General features: G+C 71.0%; 18 protein-coding genes and 1 riboswitch. Of the genes, 13 read left to right on the top strand and 5 right to left on the bottom strand.

The window, feature by feature from the left end; all coding sequences use genetic code 11:
- Positions 1 to 7 precede the first annotated feature (7 nt).
- The 3 genes from JEQ17_RS39720 to JEQ17_RS39710 all read left to right on the top strand — a co-directional run bounded on the left by JEQ17_RS39720 (position 8) and on the right by JEQ17_RS39710 (position 1,922).
- Entirely contained in the window at positions 8 to 316 is a 309-nt protein-coding gene (locus JEQ17_RS39720; RefSeq protein WP_055615901.1) for a hypothetical protein, read from the top strand.
- Between the two features lie 370 nt (positions 317 to 686).
- Positions 687 to 866: riboswitch (cyclic di-AMP (ydaO/yuaA leader) on the top strand.
- Between the two features lie 3 nt (positions 867 to 869).
- Positions 870 to 1,343 (top strand): C40 family peptidase, encoded by a 474-nt coding sequence (locus JEQ17_RS39715; RefSeq protein ID WP_143643028.1) that lies wholly within the window; start codon positions 870 to 872, stop codon positions 1,341 to 1,343.
- A gap of 90 nt (positions 1,344 to 1,433) precedes the next feature.
- Entirely contained in the window at positions 1,434 to 1,922 is a 489-nt protein-coding gene (locus tag JEQ17_RS39710; RefSeq protein ID WP_200399751.1) for a DUF6328 family protein, read from the top strand.
- A 45-nt stretch (positions 1,923 to 1,967) separates the two neighbouring features.
- Here JEQ17_RS39710 and JEQ17_RS39705 read toward each other — a convergent pair whose 3' ends face one another.
- Positions 1,968 to 2,411, bottom strand: a complete 444-nt coding sequence (locus JEQ17_RS39705; RefSeq protein WP_055615898.1) for an ATP-binding protein — start codon at positions 2,409 to 2,411, stop codon at positions 1,968 to 1,970.
- Positions 2,412 to 2,674: 263 nt separating this feature from the next.
- Here JEQ17_RS39705 and JEQ17_RS39700 point away from each other — a divergent pair, with 263 nt between their 5' ends.
- Together JEQ17_RS39700 and JEQ17_RS39695 are read left to right on the top strand one after the other, a co-directional pair.
- Positions 2,675 to 3,532 carry a helix-turn-helix domain-containing protein gene (locus JEQ17_RS39700; RefSeq protein ID WP_200399750.1) on the top strand — a complete coding sequence of 286 codons (858 nt, stop codon included), beginning with the start codon at positions 2,675 to 2,677 and terminating at the stop codon, positions 3,530 to 3,532.
- 9 nt (positions 3,533 to 3,541) lie between these two features.
- Entirely contained in the window at positions 3,542 to 3,766 is a 225-nt protein-coding gene (locus tag JEQ17_RS39695) for a DUF397 domain-containing protein (RefSeq protein WP_189843838.1), read from the top strand.
- Here the strand turns inward: JEQ17_RS39695 and JEQ17_RS39690 are convergent.
- Positions 3,747 to 4,883 (bottom strand): 8-amino-7-oxononanoate synthase, encoded by a 1,137-nt coding sequence (locus JEQ17_RS39690; RefSeq protein ID WP_200399749.1) that lies wholly within the window; start codon positions 4,881 to 4,883, stop codon positions 3,747 to 3,749. The two genes, JEQ17_RS39695 and JEQ17_RS39690, sit on opposite strands and share 20 nt — an antisense overlap.
- 212 nt (positions 4,884 to 5,095) lie before the next feature.
- Between JEQ17_RS39690 and bioB the strand changes: the two genes are divergently transcribed.
- The 3 genes from bioB to bioD are packed head-to-tail and all read left to right on the top strand — an operon-like array spanning position 5,096 to position 8,316.
- Complete coding sequence (bioB, locus tag JEQ17_RS39685; RefSeq protein ID WP_200399748.1) at positions 5,096 to 6,331, top strand: biotin synthase BioB; 1,236 nt, start codon at positions 5,096 to 5,098, stop codon at positions 6,329 to 6,331.
- Complete coding sequence (locus tag JEQ17_RS39680) at positions 6,324 to 7,619, top strand: adenosylmethionine--8-amino-7-oxononanoate transaminase (protein ID WP_200399747.1); 1,296 nt, start codon at positions 6,324 to 6,326, stop codon at positions 7,617 to 7,619. Before bioB ends, JEQ17_RS39680 begins: the two co-directional genes overlap by 8 nt.
- A 1-nt stretch (position 7,620) precedes the next feature.
- Positions 7,621 to 8,316, top strand: a complete 696-nt coding sequence (gene bioD, locus JEQ17_RS39675) for a dethiobiotin synthase (RefSeq protein ID WP_200399746.1) — start codon at positions 7,621 to 7,623, stop codon at positions 8,314 to 8,316.
- Positions 8,317 to 8,383: 67 nt separating this feature from the next.
- On the opposite strand, the gene JEQ17_RS39670 is transcribed toward bioD, so the two are convergent.
- Positions 8,384 to 10,600: a helix-turn-helix transcriptional regulator gene (locus JEQ17_RS39670; RefSeq protein ID WP_234048535.1), complete on the bottom strand. Its 2,217-nt coding sequence runs from the start codon at positions 10,598 to 10,600 to the stop codon at positions 8,384 to 8,386.
- A gap of 223 nt (positions 10,601 to 10,823) precedes the next feature.
- Between JEQ17_RS39670 and JEQ17_RS39665 the strand changes: the two genes are divergently transcribed.
- Together JEQ17_RS39665 and JEQ17_RS39660 are read left to right on the top strand one after the other, a co-directional pair.
- Positions 10,824 to 11,510 carry an esterase/lipase family protein gene (locus tag JEQ17_RS39665; protein WP_200399744.1) on the top strand — a complete coding sequence of 229 codons (687 nt, stop codon included), beginning with the start codon at positions 10,824 to 10,826 and terminating at the stop codon, positions 11,508 to 11,510.
- Between the two features lie 149 nt (positions 11,511 to 11,659).
- Positions 11,660 to 12,361 carry a class I SAM-dependent methyltransferase gene (locus tag JEQ17_RS39660; RefSeq protein WP_200399743.1) on the top strand — a complete coding sequence of 234 codons (702 nt, stop codon included), beginning with the start codon at positions 11,660 to 11,662 and terminating at the stop codon, positions 12,359 to 12,361.
- 90 nt (positions 12,362 to 12,451) lie between these two features.
- On the opposite strand, the gene JEQ17_RS39655 is transcribed toward JEQ17_RS39660, so the two are convergent.
- Both JEQ17_RS39655 and JEQ17_RS39650 read right to left on the bottom strand, forming a co-directional pair.
- The gene (locus JEQ17_RS39655; protein WP_200401957.1) at positions 12,452 to 12,790 is read right to left on the bottom strand and encodes a fic family toxin-antitoxin system, toxin component; all 339 of its coding nucleotides are present in this window, start codon (positions 12,788 to 12,790) and stop codon (positions 12,452 to 12,454) included.
- A gap of 49 nt (positions 12,791 to 12,839) precedes the next feature.
- The gene (locus tag JEQ17_RS39650) at positions 12,840 to 13,067 is read right to left on the bottom strand and encodes a hypothetical protein (protein ID WP_055615889.1); all 228 of its coding nucleotides are present in this window, start codon (positions 13,065 to 13,067) and stop codon (positions 12,840 to 12,842) included.
- A gap of 196 nt (positions 13,068 to 13,263) precedes the next feature.
- Between JEQ17_RS39650 and JEQ17_RS39645 the strand changes: the two genes are divergently transcribed.
- The 3 genes from JEQ17_RS39645 to JEQ17_RS39635 all read left to right on the top strand — a co-directional run bounded on the left by JEQ17_RS39645 (position 13,264) and on the right by JEQ17_RS39635 (position 17,665).
- On the top strand, positions 13,264 to 14,112 hold the full coding sequence (locus JEQ17_RS39645; RefSeq protein ID WP_200399742.1) for an ABC transporter ATP-binding protein: 849 nt from the start codon (positions 13,264 to 13,266) through the stop codon (positions 14,110 to 14,112).
- Between the two features lie 11 nt (positions 14,113 to 14,123).
- Positions 14,124 to 16,691, top strand: a complete 2,568-nt coding sequence (locus JEQ17_RS39640) for an FtsX family ABC transporter permease (RefSeq protein WP_200399741.1) — start codon at positions 14,124 to 14,126, stop codon at positions 16,689 to 16,691.
- A 95-nt stretch (positions 16,692 to 16,786) separates the two neighbouring features.
- Entirely contained in the window at positions 16,787 to 17,665 is an 879-nt protein-coding gene (locus JEQ17_RS39635) for an LLM class F420-dependent oxidoreductase (RefSeq protein WP_200399740.1), read from the top strand.
- Positions 17,666 to 17,703: the final 38 nt, after the last annotated feature.

Below are 17,703 nucleotides of genomic sequence, written 5' to 3'. Positions count from 1 at the left end.
GCGGCCGATGCTCCCACCCGAGTTGCCGCCGCTGCCGGCCCTGACCCGTGCGGAGGCCGAGCTGATCGACCGTTACCTTGAAGTGGTCGACCTGCTCGGCAGGATCAACCCGGCTCATTCCGGGGACACTTACCGGGGGCTGCGCGCGGCCCAGGCCCTGGTCGGCAGGGCCACCGCGCTGCGCGACGCGCTGGCCCTGATGCACCAGCGCGGCGAGCACGAGGTGCACGCGCCGACCCTGGCGCGGGCGCTGCGCGTCCTCGACGGTGAGCGCCGAGCGGGCCGGATCGCGCTACCGCCGCGCTCCGACAGCTGACGTACCGCCATGGACCCGGCGTCACGCAGGCATCTGACGAGACGTCCGGGTCAGGGTTCAAACGGACCGAAAGGCGTACCACCGAACAGCGTAGTCAGAGCTGCTTTTACAGGCCCGTGGAAGTTGCGCAACCCGCGTAGCCTCCGTACGGAATCAGACGTTCCGGTGCTGGTACGAGGGTCGTCGACCCCCTCGACGCCCTCCCGCGGGAAAGGCTGTCCACCCGAACGGGTGAGTGGTGAGTAAGCCCACAAATCGCCGATTCCGCTCGGCTTTTGGGACATCCGTGCGTCAAGATCCCTTCCGACGACAAGCCCCCGCCACAAGCGGCGGGGCGATCCGGGCGGACGCCGAGTCCTGCCGCCGCCCGGATGACCGGTCGACAGAAGTGGATCGGCAGGAGTGGAGGACCCAAGCACGACGGGTCGCCGGAACGGTCACGCCATGACCGGGCCGAGCAGCCCTTGGGGTGAAGCCGCGTCAGCGGCCGGGCAACTTCGCCAGCCCGAATCCGACAGGTCATCCTTCACAGGCGGCTGACGAAGGGTTGCGCATGACTGCGCTCAATCGTGTCCCGTCGCTGTTCAGCAGGGCCGGTACCGCATCGGCTCTCACCATCGCCGCTGTCGGCGGCGGCATCGTGGCCCCCGGATTCACGTCCGGCGCGGAAGCGGCCACACCCGCGACGAAGGCACTCCAGGTAGCGGCCTCCAAGAAGGGCTCCCCGTACAAGTACGGGGCCGTGGGGCCCAAGCGCTTCGACTGCTCCGGCCTCACGCTCTACTCGTTCAAGAAGGCGGGCAAGTCCCTGCCGCGTACGGCCGCCGCGCAGTACAACAAGACGAACCATGTCTCCGCTTCGAACCGCAAGCAGGGAGACCTGGTCTTCTTCCACTCGGGCCGGAACGTCTACCACGTCGGCATCTACGCCGGGAAGGGACGGATCTGGCACTCCCCGAAGACCGGGGAAGTGGTGAAGCTCCAGAAGATCTGGACGAAGAGCGTCTGGTACGGCCGGGTCAGGTGACCCGCCCGGAAGGTGGCCGCGGTGATCACCGCGGCCACGTTCCGGGGCCCGGTGCGTGATATTCGCGGCAGAGTGGTTACTCCTTCACTTATGGGCGACCTTCATCACCACGAGGAGCGCAACGAGACACGGCTTGAGCGCGCCGACCGCAACTTCAACGAACTGCTCCAGGAACTGCGGGTCACGCAGACCGGGGTGCAGATCCTCTTCGCCTTCCTCCTCACCCTCGCGTTCACCCCGCGCTTCCCCTCCCTGGACTTGTTCCAGCGCACCACGTACGTCGTCACGCTGCTGCTCTCCGTACTGGCCGCCACCCTCTTCACGGCTCCGGCCGCGCTGCATCGCCGGCTCTTCCAGCAGGGCGCCAAGCCCCAGGTCGTGAAGGCCTCCTCGCATCTGGCCGAGATCGGGCTCGGCGTGCTCGCGCTCGCCCTCTCCGGTTCGGTCCTGCTCGTCGTGGACGTGGCGACGGGCCGGGCGGGCGGCATCGCGGCCGGTGCGACCACGCTGGTCGTCTGCGCGGGGCTGTGGGCGCTCATCCCCCACCTGATGCAGGGGTCCGCCGACGACGAGGACTAGCGGGGGACTGGCGGGCGCCTTCACGCCACCCGTGGGGCACGGCTCTCAGTCCGCTGTCACGGGCTGCACCGGTGCCGTCCAGGGCAGCATGATCGAGACCGTCTTGCCGCCCTCTCTGGTGGGCCGGACCGTCAGCTTGCCGCCGCACTCGACCGTCAGCCAGCGGACGATCACCATGCCGCGGCCGTTGTCCTGCTGTACGGCCGCGGGCAAACGTTTCGGGAAGCGCGGGTGGCTGTCGGTCACCCCGATGCGCAGTTGTTCGTCGCGGTCGAGTTCGATGTCCACCGTGAAGGTGGGCGACTGCCCGAACGTGTGCTGTACGGCGTTGGTGGCGAGCTCCGAGACGATGAGCCGGACTGTGTCGGCGGCCTCCGTGTCGGATGGAAGTCCCCATTCGGCCAGCACGTTCATGACGTATGTGCGGGCGGCGTAGACCGAGGCGGGATCGCTCGGCAGAGTGACGGATGCTTCCTGGTGGTCTGCCATGGCGAGGTCGTCCCTTTCCCACGGGACCGGAGTCCGACACGAAGCGGATGACTTCGAGTACGGTCCCGGACTGGTGCTTGCGCCAGAGTGCCACTACCTCGGCGTTCGTGGTGCCGATCCACCGAGATATGCATATATCTGTCGCTCGAAGCGGTGAACTCTGCGACGGCCGACCGTATTTGGGCGGGGGGCCGGTTCGTCCTCTACGGTCGGCGTGACGCCGGACGATATAGCGCCGGCGCGACGGTCGGAAGGAGACGGCCATGCAGTACGGTCCCGCTGTGCGCCGCCGGAAACTCGGTGCCGAACTGCGTGCCCTGCGTGCCCGTGCGGGCCTCAAGAGCGGCGAGGCGGCCCGGCTCGTCGGCTGGCACCAGTCGAAGGTGAGCCGGATCGAGACCGGCCGCAGCGGGGTGAAGCCGGCGGACGTGGAGCTGCTCCTCGACGCGTACGACGTCCGGGACGCGGAGCTGCGCGAGTTGCTCGTGGTGCTGGCGGGCTCCGACGACAACGGCAGGCACCACTGGTGGCACGCCTACCGGGGTCTTCTGCCGTCCACCTACAGCGACTTCATCAGCCTGGAGTCGCAGGCCAGCGTGATGCGCACGCTGGAGAACTCCGTCGTGCCGGGGCTGTTGCAGACGCCGGAGTACGCCCGCGAGGTCACCCTGGCGGCCGTGGACGGGGCACCGGACGACAAGGTCGACGCGCTGGTGGAGGTGCGCCTCGCCCGTCAGGACGTACTGCGTTCGAATCCACCGCTCCGACTGAGTGCGGTTCTCGACGAAGCGGCCCTACGACGGACGGTCGGCGGACCGGAGGTCATGGCACGGCAGTTGGATCACCTCAGAGAGGCCGCGCACCTCCCTCACGTGCGGATTCAGGTGCTGCCGTTCGGAGTTGGAGCTCATGTCGGCGTCACCGGGCCCTTTGTTATTTTTTCGTTTCCGAGCACATCTGATCTGGATGTGGTTGTTCTAGACCACTTGACGAGTAGCCTCTATCTCGAACGGAAAGAAGACCTCCAGGCCTACAGCGAGGCCTTCGACTCCCTTCAGGTCCACGCCCTTTCGCCCGAGGAAACGTTGGATTTCATCGCCGGTGTAGCTCACGGCGCATAAGGAGGCACCATGCCCGCCCTGCCTCGGCCCCTACCTTCGAGCACCCGTCTGCACGGTGTGCGGTGGCAGCGCAGCAGCCGCAGCACGGGAATGAACAACTGCGTCGAGACGGCCCGTCCGGCCTCCGGACCATGGGCCGGACTGCTCGCGGTCCGCGACTCGAAGAACACGTCGGGACCCGCCCTGCTCTTCGCCCCCGCCGCCTGGGAGGGATTTATCGCCGCGCTTCGATGATCAGGCGTACGGCACGGTCGAGTTGCCCGTCGGTGAGGTCCGCGCGGGCGGTGAGCCGCAGCCGTGAGATGCCGTCGGGCACCGACGGGGGGCGGAAGCAGCCGACGGCGAGACCGGCCTCGCGGCAGTCCGCGGCCCAGCGCACGGCCCGCTCCGGGGAGGACGCGCGCACGGAGACGACGGCGGCGTCCGGTCGTACGGCTTCGAGACCCTCGGCCGTCAGCCGTTCGTGCAGGGTGGTCGCCACGCCGCGCGCGCGTGTGGCCCGTTCCGGTTCCCTGCGCAGCAGACGCAGGGCCGCGAGAGCCGCGCCCGCCGCCGCGGGGGCCAGACCGGTGTCGAAGATGAAGGTACGGGCCGCGTTGACCAGATGGTCGATGACGTGGGCCGGGCCGAGAACGGCGCCGCCCTGGCTGCCGAGGGACTTCGACAGCGTGACGGTGGTGACCACGTCCGGCGCGCCCGCGAGGCCCACCGCGTGCGGCGCGCCCCGGCCGCCGTCGCCGAGTACGCCGAGACCGTGCGCGTCGTCCACGAGCAGGGCGGCGCCGAACTCCCGGCAGGCGGCGGCGAGTCCGGTGAGCGGGGCCGCGTCGCCGTCGACCGAGAAGACCGTGTCGGAGACCACGACGGCCACTCCGGCATGCGTGCCCAGCGCCTTGCGCACGGCGTCCGGGTCGGCGTGCGCGACGACCTGGGTGGTGCCGCGCGCGAGACGGCAGCCGTCGATCAGCGAGGCGTGGTTGCCCGCGTCGGAGACGACGAGGGAGCCGTGCGGGGCCAGCGCGGTGACGGCGGCGAGATTGGCCGCGTATCCCGAGGAGAAGACCAGCGCGGACTCGAACCCGCAGAATTCGGCCAGCTCGCGTTCGAGTTCCGCGTGGAGTTCCGTGGAGCCGGAGACGAGCCGGGAGCCGGTCGCTCCGGCGCCCCAGGTCCGCGCGGCGCTCGCGGCCGCCTCGGTGACCTCGGGGTGCCTCGCCAGGCCCAGGTAGTCGTTGCCCGCGAGATCGAGGAGCGGGGAGTCGGCGGGGCGGGGGCGCAGGGTGCGGACGAGTCCGGCCCGGCGGCGCACCCGCGCCTGCTCGTCGATCCACTCGAAAGGCGATCCCGACATATGTCCTCCGGGCCATGAGGTGAGGGTGTTCCATGGGGCGCCAACACATGACATTTCGCCTGGGCCGTCCCCACCTGCCTTTTGTAGGCAACGCACAGACCCTAGCCGGACCACCAGCCGCCCATGATGTGGCAATACCCACACGTCGAACGGCCTCTGTTGTCCGGTCCCTCCTTGGCCCGACGCGGTCGGATAGGCCAGGATCGGACCTCATGGACCTGCTGAACACGCTGGTGGACAAGGGGCTTCGGCGAGAGCTGCCGACCCGCGAAGAGGCGCTGGCCGTACTGGCGACCTCCGACGACGAACTCCTCGATGTGGTGGCCGCGGCCGGCAAGGTGCGCCGGCAGTGGTTCGGCCGACGGGTGAAACTCAACTACCTGGTCAACCTGAAGTCGGGCCTGTGCCCGGAGGACTGCTCGTACTGCTCGCAGCGGCTCGGCTCCAAGGCCGGGATCCTGAAGTACACGTGGCTGAAACCCGACCAGGCCTCCGAGGCCGCGGCGGCCGGGCTCGCGGGCGGCGCCAAGCGGGTCTGCCTGGTGGCGAGCGGACGCGGTCCCACCGACCGTGACGTGGACCGGGTCTCGGACACCATCAAGGCGATCAAGGACCAGAACGAGGGCGTCGAGGTGTGCGCCTGCCTCGGGCTGCTCTCCGACGGCCAGGCCGAGCGGCTGCGCGAGGCGGGCGCGGACGCCTACAACCACAACCTCAACACGTCCGAGTCGACGTACGGGGACATCACGACCACCCACACGTACGCCGACCGCGTCGACACGGTCCAGAAGGCGCACGCCGCGGGTCTGTCCGCCTGCTCGGGGCTGATCGCGGGCATGGGCGAGAGCGACGAGGACCTCGTCGACGTCGTCTACTCGCTGCGCGCGCTCGACCCGGACTCGGTGCCGGTCAACTTCCTGATCCCGGTCGAGGGCACCCCGCTCGCCAAGGAGTGGAACCTCACGCCGCAACGCTGTCTGCGGATCCTCGCGATGGTCCGGTTCGTCTGCCCGGACGTCGAGGTGCGGATCGCGGGCGGCCGCGAGGTCCATCTGCGCACGATGCAGCCGCTCGCCCTGAACCTGGCCAACTCGATCTTCCTCGGCGACTACCTGACCACCGAGGGCCAGGCGGGCAAGGCGGACCTGGAGATGATCGCGGACGCCGGGTTCGAGGTGGAGGGCACGGGCCAGGTGACGCTTCCGGAGCACCGGGTCACCGCGGGCGGCGGCTGCGGTTCCCACGCCGAGGCCGGCTGCGGCTCGCACGCGGACGCCGGATGCGGCTCCCACGAGGGCGGCGGCTGCGGCCCCTGCGGCTCGGCCGCCGAGGAGCAGGCCCCCGCGGCGGCGCGGGTCCCCGAGACGGCCCGCGTCTCCGAGGCCCGTACGGACCTGGTCGCGGTACGCCGCCGGGGTGCCGGAACGGACCTCGCGCCCAATGCCTGACCCGCACGTGTCCGGCCTCTCCGTGCCCGAGCTGCTGGAGCTCGACCGACGGCACGTCTGGCATCCGTACGGTCCGATGCCCGGCCGCCAGGAACCGCTCGTCGTGGAGTCGGCGAGCGGGGTGCGGTTGCGGCTGGCCGGTACGGACACCGAGCTGATCGACGGCATGTCGTCCTGGTGGTCGGCGATCCACGGCTACAACCACCCCGCGCTCAACGAGGCGGCCCGCGACCAGCTCGGCCGGATGAGCCATGTGATGTTCGGCGGGCTCACGCACGAGCCCGCCGTACGGCTGGCGAAGCGCCTTGTCGACATGTCACCCGAGGGTCTTGAGCATGTCTTCCTGGCCGACTCCGGCTCGGTGTCCGTCGAGGTCGCGGTCAAGATGTGCCTCCAGCACTGGCGTTCCCTCGGCCGCCCGGGCAAGCAGCGCCTGCTGACCTGGCGCGGCGGCTACCACGGCGACACCTGGCAGCCCATGTCCGTGTGCGACCCCGAGGGCGGGATGCACCAGCTGTGGCAGGGCGTGCTTCAGCGCCAGGTGTTCGCTGACCCGCCGCCGGTCGCGTACGAGGAGTCGTACGCGGACCAGCTGCGTGAGCTGATCGAGCGGCACGCGGACGAGCTGGCCGCGGTGATCGTGGAGCCGGTGGTGCAGGGCGCGGGCGGGATGCGGTTCCACTCCCCCGCGTATCTGCGGGTGCTGCGCGAGGCGTGCGACGCGCACGACGTGCTGCTCGTGTTCGACGAGATCGCGACCGGCTTCGGCCGTACGGGCGCCATGTTCGCGGCCGAGCACGCGGCGGTGACGCCGGACGTGATGTGCGTGGGCAAGGCACTGACCGGCGGCTATATGACGATGGCGGCCACACTCTGCACCGCGCGGGTCGCCGACGGGATCTCTCGGGGCGAGGTGCCGGTGCTCGCCCACGGCCCGACCTTCATGGGCAACCCGCTCGCCGCCGCCGTGGCCTGCGCCTCGATCGACCTGCTCCTCGGCCAGGACTGGCAGACCGAGGTCAAGCGCATCGAGACAGGGCTGCGGGAGGGGCTGGCCCCGGCGGCGGAACTGCCCGGGGTCCGGGACGTACGCGTGCTCGGTGCCATCGGGGTCGTGCAGCTCGACCACGAGATCGACATGGCCGCGGCGACCCGGGCCGCGGTCCGCGAGGGCGTGTGGCTGCGCCCGTTCCGTGACCTCGTCTACACGATGCCGCCGTACGTCACCGGGGACGCGGATCTGGCACGGATCACGGCCGCGGTGTGCGCGGCGGCTCGGGAGGGCTGACATGTCTTCGGTACTGGTGATCACGGGGACGGGCACGGAGGTCGGCAAGACGATGACGACCGCGGCCGTCGCCGCGGCGGCTCTCGCGGCCGGGCGCTCCGTGGCCGTGCTCAAGCCCGCGCAGACCGGTGTGCTGCCGGGCGAGCCCGGGGACGCCGACGAGGTGGCCCGGCTCGCGGGCGCGGTGACGTCCGTCGAACTCGCCCGCTATCCCGAGCCGTTGGCTCCCGCCACGGCGGCCCGGCGGTCCGGTCTCGCACCGGTGCGTCCGGTCGAAGTGGCTGAGGCTGCGGGCAAGTTGGCCGCCGACCACGACCTCGTGCTGGTCGAGGGAGCGGGCGGCCTCCTCGTACGGTTCGACGACGAGGGCGGCACACTCGCGGACGCGGCACGGCTGCTGGATGCCCCCGTCCTGGTGGTCGCCTCCGCAGGACTCGGCACGCTCAACACGACAGAACTGACCGCCCGCGAACTACGGGCCCGCCAACTCGACCTGCTGGGTGTCGTACTGGGCAGCTGGCCGAACGAGCCGGATCTCGCCTCGCGTTGCAACCTGACAGACCTGCCGGTGGTCGCCGAGGCACCCCTGTTGGGCGCACTCCCCGAGGGCTGCGGCGGGCTCCCGGTGACCGACTTCCGCTCCACGGCGGCCAGTTGGCTCGCACCACGGCTTGGGGGAACATGGACCGCCCCGTGAGGGGCGCGGGGAACTGCGCGACCAGCCACATCCGACCCGCAGGCAAGGAACAGCATCCCGGCGGCGCTCACTCCTCCGACGCCAACAACCTCACCAGCTCGATCCGCGACCGAATCCCAAGCCGGTTGAACACCCCGCGCAGATGGTGGTCGATGGTGCGCGGACTGAGCACCAGACGGGACGCGATCTCCCGATTGGTCGCCCCGTCGGCAGCCATCCGGGCCACCGTCAACTGCTGAGCGGTGAGCAGCGTGGCCAGGTCACGGGGCCTGCCCGGCGCCCCGGCAGGCTCGCCCAGGGCCCGGAGTTCGCCCCGGGCCTGCGCGGCACAGTGCGGCGCACCGAAGTGCAGGAACGCTTCGAGCGCGCTGTGCAGCCGGTCACGCGCCTCCGTGCGGTTGCGCAACCGCCGCAACGCACCGCCGAACAGCAGCTCCGTACGGGCGCGTTCGAAGTCGCGGGTGCCGCCGGCGTGCAGGTCGAGGGCGGTCCGGTAGTGCTCGACGGCCTCGGGCCCGGTGGCCAGCAGGGCCCGGCAACGGGCGCTGAGGGCAAGGTCGTCGGGGCTGCGGACGGCGCTCGCCCAGCGGTCGTAGTCGGCGTGGGCGGCCCGCGCGACGCGGGTGTCGCCGGTGCGGACGGCGGCTTCCACGTAGTGCGGGGTGGCGAGATGGCGTACGGCCCGGTGCCCGTGCCCGGGGCCGAATCCGGCGAGGGCGCGCAGCCGGGACGCGGACGCCGCGTAGCGGCCGGTGCTGAGGTCGAGGAAGGCGAGCGCCCACAGGGCGAGGGCGGCGGCGAGGCCGAGACCGCGTTCCAGGGCGTGGGTACGGGCGGCTTCGGCGCGGGCCCGGCAGACGTCCTCGTCGCCGGTGACGGCGGCGAACATGGCTAGGGCGGCCTGGAGATGACAGGCCCCGTTGTCCTGCCCGGTGGCGTACGCCTGGCGCAGGGCGTCCAGGGTGGCGGCGCCCGCGGCCCGTGGGCGGCCCGTCCAGAACTCGGCGTACGCCCGGAACTCCATGGCCTGCGGAACGGTCGTCGACTCGCCCCTGGCACGGGCGGAGGCGGCGGCGCGTACAGCCGCGGAGGCGGCGCGGGTGTGGTCGCCGAGCATCAGGGCGGCGATCGAGGAGTGGATCAGCGAGGTGGGGTCGCCGCCGGGCCCGCAGCGCCCGGCGGCCGCTTCGAGGAGATCGCGGGCGTCCTCGTACCGCCCTTCGAACGCGGCGGCCAGTCCCCCGAGTGTGCCCGGTGGCACGATCCCGTACCGGTCCGCGACGGCCGCGGCCTCCACACATCGGCGCAGGTCACCGGTGTAGACGGCGGCCTCGGTGGCACGTGCCACCAGGTGCGCGGCGACATCGGGAGCCGCGGGCACGACAGGGCGTACGACTCGGCTGCCGCCCGCGCCCTCGATCAGCGCGCCGCCGATCGTGCTGTCTCCGTCGACGCTTCTGCCGGGCTCGACGCCGAGTGCCCGCTCCCCCGACTCCGCGCCGCGTACGGCTTCCGCGAGCAGCGCGTCGAAGGACTCCGTGGCGTTCCCCGCGCGTAGAGCGAGCAGGCCGCTCAGCCCGTCGACATCACCGTGGGCGGCGAGGCGGCGGGCCCGGTCGGCGTCGCCGGAGCGCCAGGCGTCGGCGGCGGCCCGGGCCAGCAGACGGGGGCGTTCCCGTGGGTCGGGGGTCAGCGCGGCGGCCCGTTCGAGGAGAGCGCGGGCCAGCGCGTGTTCGCCCGCGGCCCGGGCCTCGTGCGCCGATGCGCGCAGTTCCCCCGCGAGCCGCCGGCTGGGCCCGAGTGTGGCGGCGGCGCGGTGCCAGGACCGGCGGGGCGCCTCGCCCTCGCCGCGCAGGACGCGGGCGAGCAGCCGATGGGTCTCGCGCCGGTCCAGGGCCGACGCGGTCTCGTAGGCGGCGATACGGATCCAGGGGTCCCTGAACACGACTCCGGAGGACGTGGGATGGGCGAATCCGGCGGCCTCGGCCTCGTCGAGGGGCCCGGTGTCCAGCCGGGCCGCGGTCACCGCGCGCTGGAAGGCGTGCGTGGCGAGGGGGTACTGGTCGGCGGCGGCGATCAGCAGGAGCCGCCGGGTGTCCGGCGGGAGGGTCCTGATCTCGCGCCGCTGGGACCGCAGCAGACCGGGGGCCACGGCGACGGGTTCGGCCGGAAGCGGTTCCAGACCGGCCAGTTGATGCTCGCTCAGGGCGGCGGCGAGTTCCACGGCCGCGCGCGGATCGCCGTGCACGGCACGCAGCACCCGGACCCGGACACCTTCGGACATCGGGGTTCGCGGGTGCGTTCGCGGCACGCCGCCCGGTTGTTCCGGGGCGTTCATCAGGGGCGGTGGCGAATGCTGCGGGAGAGGCGGGGGGTTCACCGAGGTCACCACACCTCTCACGTTACTGGCGAGTTAAGTGGTGCGTAAAGACCGGCGATTTCACCGATGCGGCGCGCGTAGACCCCACCTGACACTCCTGACGACCCCACCCGCATCAGGAGGCACCATGACCCGCCGCACACGCACTGCCGGCACGGTCTTCGCAGCGGTCCTCGCGTCGCTGCTTCTGTCCCTGTCCCTGCCCGCGTCCCCGGCGAACGCCGCCGCCCGCAACCCCGTCGTCTTCGTGCACGGTCTGAGCAGTTCGTCGAGCAGCTGGGACGACTGGACCGCCGACTTCAAGGCCGACGGCTACGCCGGCTCCGAGCTGTTCGCCTGGTCCTACGACTGGGGCAAGTCGAACGTCACGACCGCCCAGCAGCTGTCCACCAAGATCCAGAGCGTGCTCTCCCAGACCGGCGCGTCCAAGGTCGACCTGGTCGTGCACTCGATGGGCGCGCTGAACTCCCGCTACTACCTCAAGAACCTCGGCGGGACCGCGTACGTCGACGACTTCGTCTCCACGGCCGGTACGAACCACGGGACCACGACCGCCGGCTGGTGCAGCTGGATCTACACGTCCTGCGCGGAGATGTACACCGGCAGTTCGTTCCTGACCTCGCTCAACTCGGGCGACGAGACACCGGGCAGCGTCTCCTACGCCAGCTACTGGTCGAACTGCGACGAGGCCCTGACCCCCGACACCACCGCGATCCTCAGCGGTGCCACGAACGTCGAGGTCGGGTGCGTCTCGCACACCGACATGAACAACGACCACGGCGTCTACGAGCAGGTGCGCGACTTCATCGCCTGACCCGCCCGCCACGGCGCGCCCTGTGGTCCCCGCCCGGCCGGGGCCACAGGGCGCGACCGTGCCCGCCGAACAGGACGGCCCGCGAACGGGTGAGCGAGCCCGTCCCGGGGGACAATCGCGGTAGGCCCCGACCTTCAGGGGAGGTCCCCATGCGACCGCGTGGCTCCAGCACCACCAGGACGGGTCAGCCGGCCCCCGACCCGGTTCACCACCCGCTGTTCGCCCGCTTCTACGCCAAGTGCAGCGTGGCGGCGGAGCCGACCATCGGCGTCCACCGCGAGGAGCTGCTCGCCGGGCTCTCCGGCCGGGTCATCGAGATCGGCGCGGGCAACGGACTGAACTTCGCCCACTATCCGAGCACGGTCTCGGAGGTCGTCGCCATCGAACCGGAGCGCCGTCTGCGGACGTTGGCGGTGACCGCGGCCCTGCGCTCCGACGTGCCGGTCGACGTGGTCCCGGGCGTCGCGGAGGCGCTCCCGGTCAAGAGCGAGGCCTTCGACGCGGCCGTGGTGTCCCTGGTCCTGTGCAGCGTACGAGACCTGCCGCGGGCCCTCGCCGAGATCCGCCGCGTTCTGCGCCCGGGCGGTGAGCTGCGGTTCTTCGAGCACGGGAGGGGCGGCGGCCGTGCGATGAACGCCGGTCAGCGTGTCCTGGACCGGACAGTGTGGCCGCTGCTCTTCGGCGGCTGTCATGTGAGCCGTGACCCCGTGGACGCGATCAGGGACGCGGGGTACGAACTGGGCCCGTACCGTCGGCTGTTGGTGCCCGAGAAGGGGCCGCGGATGCCGACTTCGTACTGCGTGCTGGGGACCGCGCGTCGGCCCGGGGCCGAGAGCTCGCCGGGTTCCTGAGGCCGGGGACGACTGCCCGGCCTCAGGAACCCGGCTGAGAAGTCCGGCTCAGGAGTCCGGCCAGGAACCCGGCTCAGCATTCCGAGGGGCTCACAGACTCCACTGGCGCAGTTCGCGTGCGATGTCGTCCACCGTGGCCTCGCCGGTCTTGACCAGACGCGCCAGTTCACGGACCTGCTCGGGCGAGGTGACGACCTTCAGGCCGCTGGCGACTAGGTAGGCGTACGCGACGGCCATGGCGAACATCGCGTTGGAGCGTTCGAGTGCCGGCACGTGCAGCAGGAGCTGGAGCAGTGCGGCGGCACGGGTGTGCGGGGTGTCGTAGACGGGGACGCCGAAGATCTCGGCCTCGTGGCGGCCGACGGCGGCGACCAGTGCGCCGAAGTCGGTGACCTGTGGATCGCCCGGCGTCTTCTGTTCGGCGACCATGAGGAGCCAGGCGAGGTCGACTCTGATGTTCAGGGGTTCGTTCAAGGGCTCAGCGACGGCCTTCTCGCTCCGCGCCGAACTCCTCGACGAAGACGGACTCGTACTGCTTCATGAAGTCGGCGGCGGCCTCGACGAAGGTGTGGCCGGCTTCTCCGGTGTCCTGTCTGACCAGCTCCTCGATGTAGCGGTTGACGCTCATCCCGCGGGCCAGGGCGCGCTCGCGCGCGGCGCGGGCGGTGCCCTCGTCCACGCGCACGTTCAGCTGGGTCTTAGCCATACCTCGAAGCTAGCGCCGATGTGCTAGCAGAGGCAAGGGGGCCCGAATCACCCCTCCCCTAAGGGTGCCCCTTACACAGATCCCGGGGTCACCGACCTGCGGCGGAGAACGACCGGCACTTCGGGGGGATACCAAGTGTGCCGCGCATCACACTAGGCTCGCCCGCGGACACCGGAGTCCCACCTAGGAGGCGGCCTTGTCCACTGCAGCTGCGGAGCACGCCCTCGGGCGCACGGACGCCGAGGGGATCGCGGCCCGCGCCCGCGGCCTCACCAAGGCGTACGGATCGGGTGAGACGACCGTGCTCGCCCTCGACTCGGTCGACGTGGACATCGCGCGCGGACGCTTCACCGCGGTCATGGGCCCCTCGGGCTCCGGGAAGTCCACGCTGATGCACTGCCTGGCGGGTCTTGACACCGTTTCGGCCGGACAGGTGTGGCTGGGTGACACCGAGATCACCGGGCTGAAGGAGCGCGAGCTGACCCAGCTGCGCCGCGACCGGATCGGCTTCATGTTCCAGTCGTTCAACCTGATCCCGACCCTGAACGCGGCGGAGAACATCACGCTGCCCATGGACATCGCGGGCAAGAAGGCCGACGAGAAGTGGCTGAACCAGGTCATCGACCAGCTCGGCCTGCGCGACCGGCTCAAGCACCGGCCGGCGCAGCTCTCCGGCGGGCAGCAGCAGCGCGTCGCCTGTGCCCGCGCCCTCGCCTCGCGCCCCGAGCTGATCTTCGCGGACGAGCCGACGGGCAACCTCGACTCACGGGCCGGACTCGAAGTGCTCGGCTTCCTGCGGGACGCGGTCGACGAGCTGGGCCAGACCGTCGTCATGGTCACGCACGATCCGGGCGCCGCCGCCCACGCCGACCTGGTGCTCTTCCTCGGGGACGGACGGATCGTGGACGAGATGGCGCGGCCCACGGCGGAAGCGGTGCTGGAACGCATGAAGAGGTTCGACACGATTCGCGGGACGGTCGAGGGCGACGGCGCCGCCGGCCAGGGCATCGCTCCCGACCAGGGCATCGCCCTCGACAAGGACTGAGGCAGGCTGTCGTGCTGAAGGCGACGCTCCGGAGTTTTCTCGCGCACAAGGGCCGGCTGCTGCTCTCGGCGCTGGCCGTCGTGCTGTCCGTGGCGTTCGTCGCGGGCAGCCTGATCTTCTCGGACACGGTCACGCGCACCTTCGACCGGCTGTTCGCGTCCACGTCGGCCGACGTGACCGTGTCGCCGAAGGAGGATCTCGACTCGCAGATCCCCTCCGGGGCCATCGCGACCGTGCCCACGAGCCTCGTGGAACGCATCGGCAAGGTCGACGGGGTCACTCGCGCGCGTCCGGACGTGTCCGTCGAGAACATCACCGTCGTCGACAGCGACAACAAGTCGGTCGGCCCGACCACGGGCGCGCCCACCATCGCGGCCGACTGGTACGTCACCGAGCGCAGCCCCGTGGAGCTGACCTCTGGACGGGCCCCGCGCGGCCCCGACGAGGCGCTCCTCGACGCGGACACGGCCGACAAGAAGCACGTCGACATCGGTGACACCCTCACGGTCATCGCGCAGCCCGGGTCGTTCAAGGTGAAGGTCGTCGGCATCGCGACCTTCAAGACCACCAACCCGGGTGCCGCGCTGGTCTTCCTCGACCCGGCGGTCGCACCGGCCGAACTGCTGGGCCGGACGGGCGTCGCCACCAGCATCCAGGTGGACGCGGCGGAAGGCGTCAGCGACGCACAGCTCAAGCAGCGCATCGCCGCCGAGATCGGCTCGGGCACCTACGAGTTGGAGACCGCGGACGAGCAGGCCGAGACCGCCGCAGCCCAACTGGGCGGATTCCTCGACGTGATCAAGTACGTGATGCTCGGCTTCGCCGGTATCGCGGTCCTGGTCGGGGTCTTCCTGATCGTCAACACCTTCTCCATGCTGATCGCCCAACGCACCCGTGAACTGGGCCTGTTGCGCGCGCTCGGCGCCGACCGACGGCAGGTGCGCCGGTCCGTGCTGCTGGAGGCGACGCTGCTGGGCCTGGTCGGTTCGACGCTCGGTCTGGCCGCGGGCATCGGGCTCGCGATCGGGCTGATCGAGCTCATGGGCCTGTTCGGCATGAACCTGAAGACCGCCGAGATGGTCATCGGATGGCCGACACCCGTCGCGGCGTACGTCGTCGGCGTGGGCGTCACCTTCGTCGCGGCGTATCTGCCGGCCCGCCGGGCGGCCGGTGTTTCGCCGATGGCCGCGCTGGCGGACGCGGAGATCGCAGGTGTGGGACGGCCGTTGCGGATACGGGCCGTGGTGGGCCTGATCGTCGGCGCGCTGGGCGCCGCCGCACTCGTGGGGTGCGCGACGGCCACGGAGACCGGGTCCGCCGCCTCCCTGCTGGGCCTGGGCGTCGTCCTCACCCTCATCGCGACGGTCATCGCCGGGCCGTTGCTCGTCCGGCCGGTGATCCGCGTCCTCGGCGGCTTCTTCCCCGCCGTGTTCGGCCCGGTCGGCCGGATGAGCCAGCGCAACGCGCTGCGCAACCCGCGCCGCACCGGCGCCACCGCGGCCGCCCTGATGGTGGGCCTCGCGCTGGTCGGCGGAATGTCCGTGGCGAGCGCGTCCATGTCCAAGTCCTTCGACGACCAGATCGACAAGACGCTGGGCGCCGACTTCGTGGTGCAGAACGCCAACTTCCTGCCGTTCCCGCAGGAGATCACCGAGAAGGTGCAGGACACGGAGGGCGCGGGACTCGTCGTACGGCAGCGGTTCACACCGCTTGCCGTCCGGCTGCCGGACGGCAAGCGCGTCGAGACGACGGCGGCGGGCTACGAGTCGCAGCTCGACGAGGTCGCCCGCATCACGTACGCCGAGGGCGACACGGCCGCCGCGCTCGCGGACGGCAGCATCGGCATGGACGCGGGCTTCGCCGCGGACCACGACGTACGCCTCGGCAGCACGATCCCCGTCGAGTTCCCCGGCGGCCGGAAGACCGAACTGAAGGTGGGGGCGCTGACCGACCAGGACGCCGCCGAGGGTTTCGGCACACAGGGCGGGCTGTTCGTCGGCTTCGGGACGATCGAGAAGTACGTGCCCGGCGGGCAGGACTCCGCGCTGTACGTGAACGCGGCCTCCGGCACCTCCGCCGACACCCTGCGCTCGAACCTCGACAAGACGCTCGACCCGTATCCGCAGGTGCAGGTGCGTGACCTGGCCGACTACAAGAAGCTGATCCACGATCAGATCGCCGTGCTGCTCTACCTGGTGTACGCGCTGCTCGGCCTCGCGATCGTCATCGCGGTGCTCGGTGTGGTCAACACCCTCGCCCTGTCGGTCGTGGAGCGCACCCGGGAGATCGGGCTGCTGCGTGCGATCGGGCTCGCCCGGCGGCAGTTGCGGCGGATGATCCGGCTGGAGTCGGTGGTGATCGCCGTGTTCGGCGCGGTTCTCGGGCTCGCGCTCGGGCTCGTGTGGGGTGTGTGCGTGCAGCAGGTCCTCGCTCTGCAGGGCATGAAGGCGCTCGCGATCCCGTGGACGACTCTTGTCGCGGTGGTCGTGGGATCGGCCGTCGTGGGCATCGTGGCGGCGCTGCTGCCGGCGTTGCGTGCGTCGCGCATGAATGTGCTGGCGGCCATCGCGCACGAGTGACCGACTCGCTGAGCGTGCTCTGCGCGCACGGCCCGCTCAAGCCGCACGGCGTACTCAAGTCCCTTGCTCAAGTCCCGTACCGGTGAGGAGAGTTCATGACCCGCCCGTTCCGTTTCGGCGTCAACCTGATGAGCCTTGCACCCGCCGACGAATGGCGCGCGAAGTGCCGTCGGGCCGAGGAGCTCGGCTACGACGTGATCCTGGCCCCGGACCACCTCGGCATGCCCGCCCCCTTCCCGGCGCTGGTCGCCGCCGCCGAGGCGACCGAGCGACCTCGCCTGGGCACGTTCGTGCTCAACGCGGGGTTCTGGAACCCGGCGTTGCTCGCCCGCGAGGTGGCCACGACGGACGGGCTGACGGGCGGCCGGCTGGAACTCGGGCTCGGCACCGGCTACGTACAGGCGGAGCACGAGACGGCGGGTCTCCCGTGGGGTTCGCCGGGTGAGCGTGTGGACCATCTCCGGCGTACGGTCGCGGAGTTGGAGCGGCTCCTCGATTCGGACGGCCATCAGCCACAGCCCGTGCAGAAGCGCGTGCCCCTGCTGATCGGCGGCAACGGCGACCGGATGCTGCGGCTGACCGCCGAGCACGCGGACATCGCGGCGTTCACCGCGGCGCGTACCCGGGACGGCGGTGCGCTGGAGCCGATCTCGGCGGAGGAGCTCGACGAACGGGTCGCCCTGTACCGGAAGTTGGCCGCCGGGCGCGCGGAGCCCGCCGAGCTGAACCTGCTGGTCCAGATCGTCATCGTCACCGACGATCCCGGTGCGGCGATCCAGCCGTGGCTGTCCCACATCCCCCATCTGACCGAGCAGCAGGTCCTGGAGCTGCCGATCGTCCTCGTGGGGCCCCTGGACGACATCGTCGAGCGGGTGCGGGCGCAGCGGGACCGGTTCGGGTTCTCGTATCTGACGGTTCTGGAGCCGAACATGGAGGCGTTCGCCCCCGTGATCGCACGGCTGCGCGAGACCTAGGCCGACAGGACCCGGCCGTTCCGGACTGCTCGATCGCC

This window comes from Streptomyces liliifuscus, from assembly GCF_016598615.1.
Lineage (GTDB): Bacteria > Actinomycetota > Actinomycetes > Streptomycetales > Streptomycetaceae > Streptomyces > Streptomyces liliifuscus.
The sequence above is the reverse complement of the archived record's forward strand: the minus strand, read 5'-3'. Positions and strand labels throughout refer to the sequence as shown.

What these genes read in the sequence shown, in the direction of transcription:
- JEQ17_RS39700 (WP_200399750.1), top strand. Translation starts at nt 2,675, where the DNA reads ATGCAGTACGGTCCCGCTGTGCGCCGCCGGAAACTCGGTGCCGAACTG.
- JEQ17_RS39705 (WP_055615898.1), bottom strand. Translation starts at nt 2,411, where the DNA reads ATGGCAGACCACCAGGAAGCATCCGTCACTCTGCCGAGCGATCCCGCC.
- JEQ17_RS39695 (WP_189843838.1), top strand. Translation starts at nt 3,542, where the DNA reads ATGCCCGCCCTGCCTCGGCCCCTACCTTCGAGCACCCGTCTGCACGGT.
- JEQ17_RS39670 (WP_234048535.1), bottom strand. Translation starts at nt 10,600, where the DNA reads ATGTCCGAAGGTGTCCGGGTCCGGGTGCTGCGTGCCGTGCACGGCGAT.
- JEQ17_RS39655 (WP_200401957.1), bottom strand. Translation starts at nt 12,790, where the DNA reads ATGGTCGCCGAACAGAAGACGCCGGGCGATCCACAGGTCACCGACTTC.
- JEQ17_RS39715 (WP_143643028.1), top strand. Translation starts at nt 870, where the DNA reads ATGACTGCGCTCAATCGTGTCCCGTCGCTGTTCAGCAGGGCCGGTACC.
- JEQ17_RS39650 (WP_055615889.1), bottom strand. Translation starts at nt 13,067, where the DNA reads ATGGCTAAGACCCAGCTGAACGTGCGCGTGGACGAGGGCACCGCCCGC.
- JEQ17_RS39710 (WP_200399751.1), top strand. Translation starts at nt 1,434, where the DNA reads ATGGGCGACCTTCATCACCACGAGGAGCGCAACGAGACACGGCTTGAG.
- bioD (WP_200399746.1), top strand. Translation starts at nt 7,621, where the DNA reads ATGTCTTCGGTACTGGTGATCACGGGGACGGGCACGGAGGTCGGCAAG.
- JEQ17_RS39720 (WP_055615901.1), top strand. Translation starts at nt 8, where the DNA reads ATGCTCCCACCCGAGTTGCCGCCGCTGCCGGCCCTGACCCGTGCGGAG.
- JEQ17_RS39660 (WP_200399743.1), top strand. Translation starts at nt 11,660, where the DNA reads ATGCGACCGCGTGGCTCCAGCACCACCAGGACGGGTCAGCCGGCCCCC.
- JEQ17_RS39665 (WP_200399744.1), top strand. Translation starts at nt 10,824, where the DNA reads ATGACCCGCCGCACACGCACTGCCGGCACGGTCTTCGCAGCGGTCCTC.
- JEQ17_RS39635 (WP_200399740.1), top strand. Translation starts at nt 16,787, where the DNA reads ATGACCCGCCCGTTCCGTTTCGGCGTCAACCTGATGAGCCTTGCACCC.
- JEQ17_RS39680 (WP_200399747.1), top strand. Translation starts at nt 6,324, where the DNA reads ATGCCTGACCCGCACGTGTCCGGCCTCTCCGTGCCCGAGCTGCTGGAG.
- JEQ17_RS39690 (WP_200399749.1), bottom strand. Translation starts at nt 4,883, where the DNA reads ATGTCGGGATCGCCTTTCGAGTGGATCGACGAGCAGGCGCGGGTGCGC.
- bioB (WP_200399748.1), top strand. Translation starts at nt 5,096, where the DNA reads ATGGACCTGCTGAACACGCTGGTGGACAAGGGGCTTCGGCGAGAGCTG.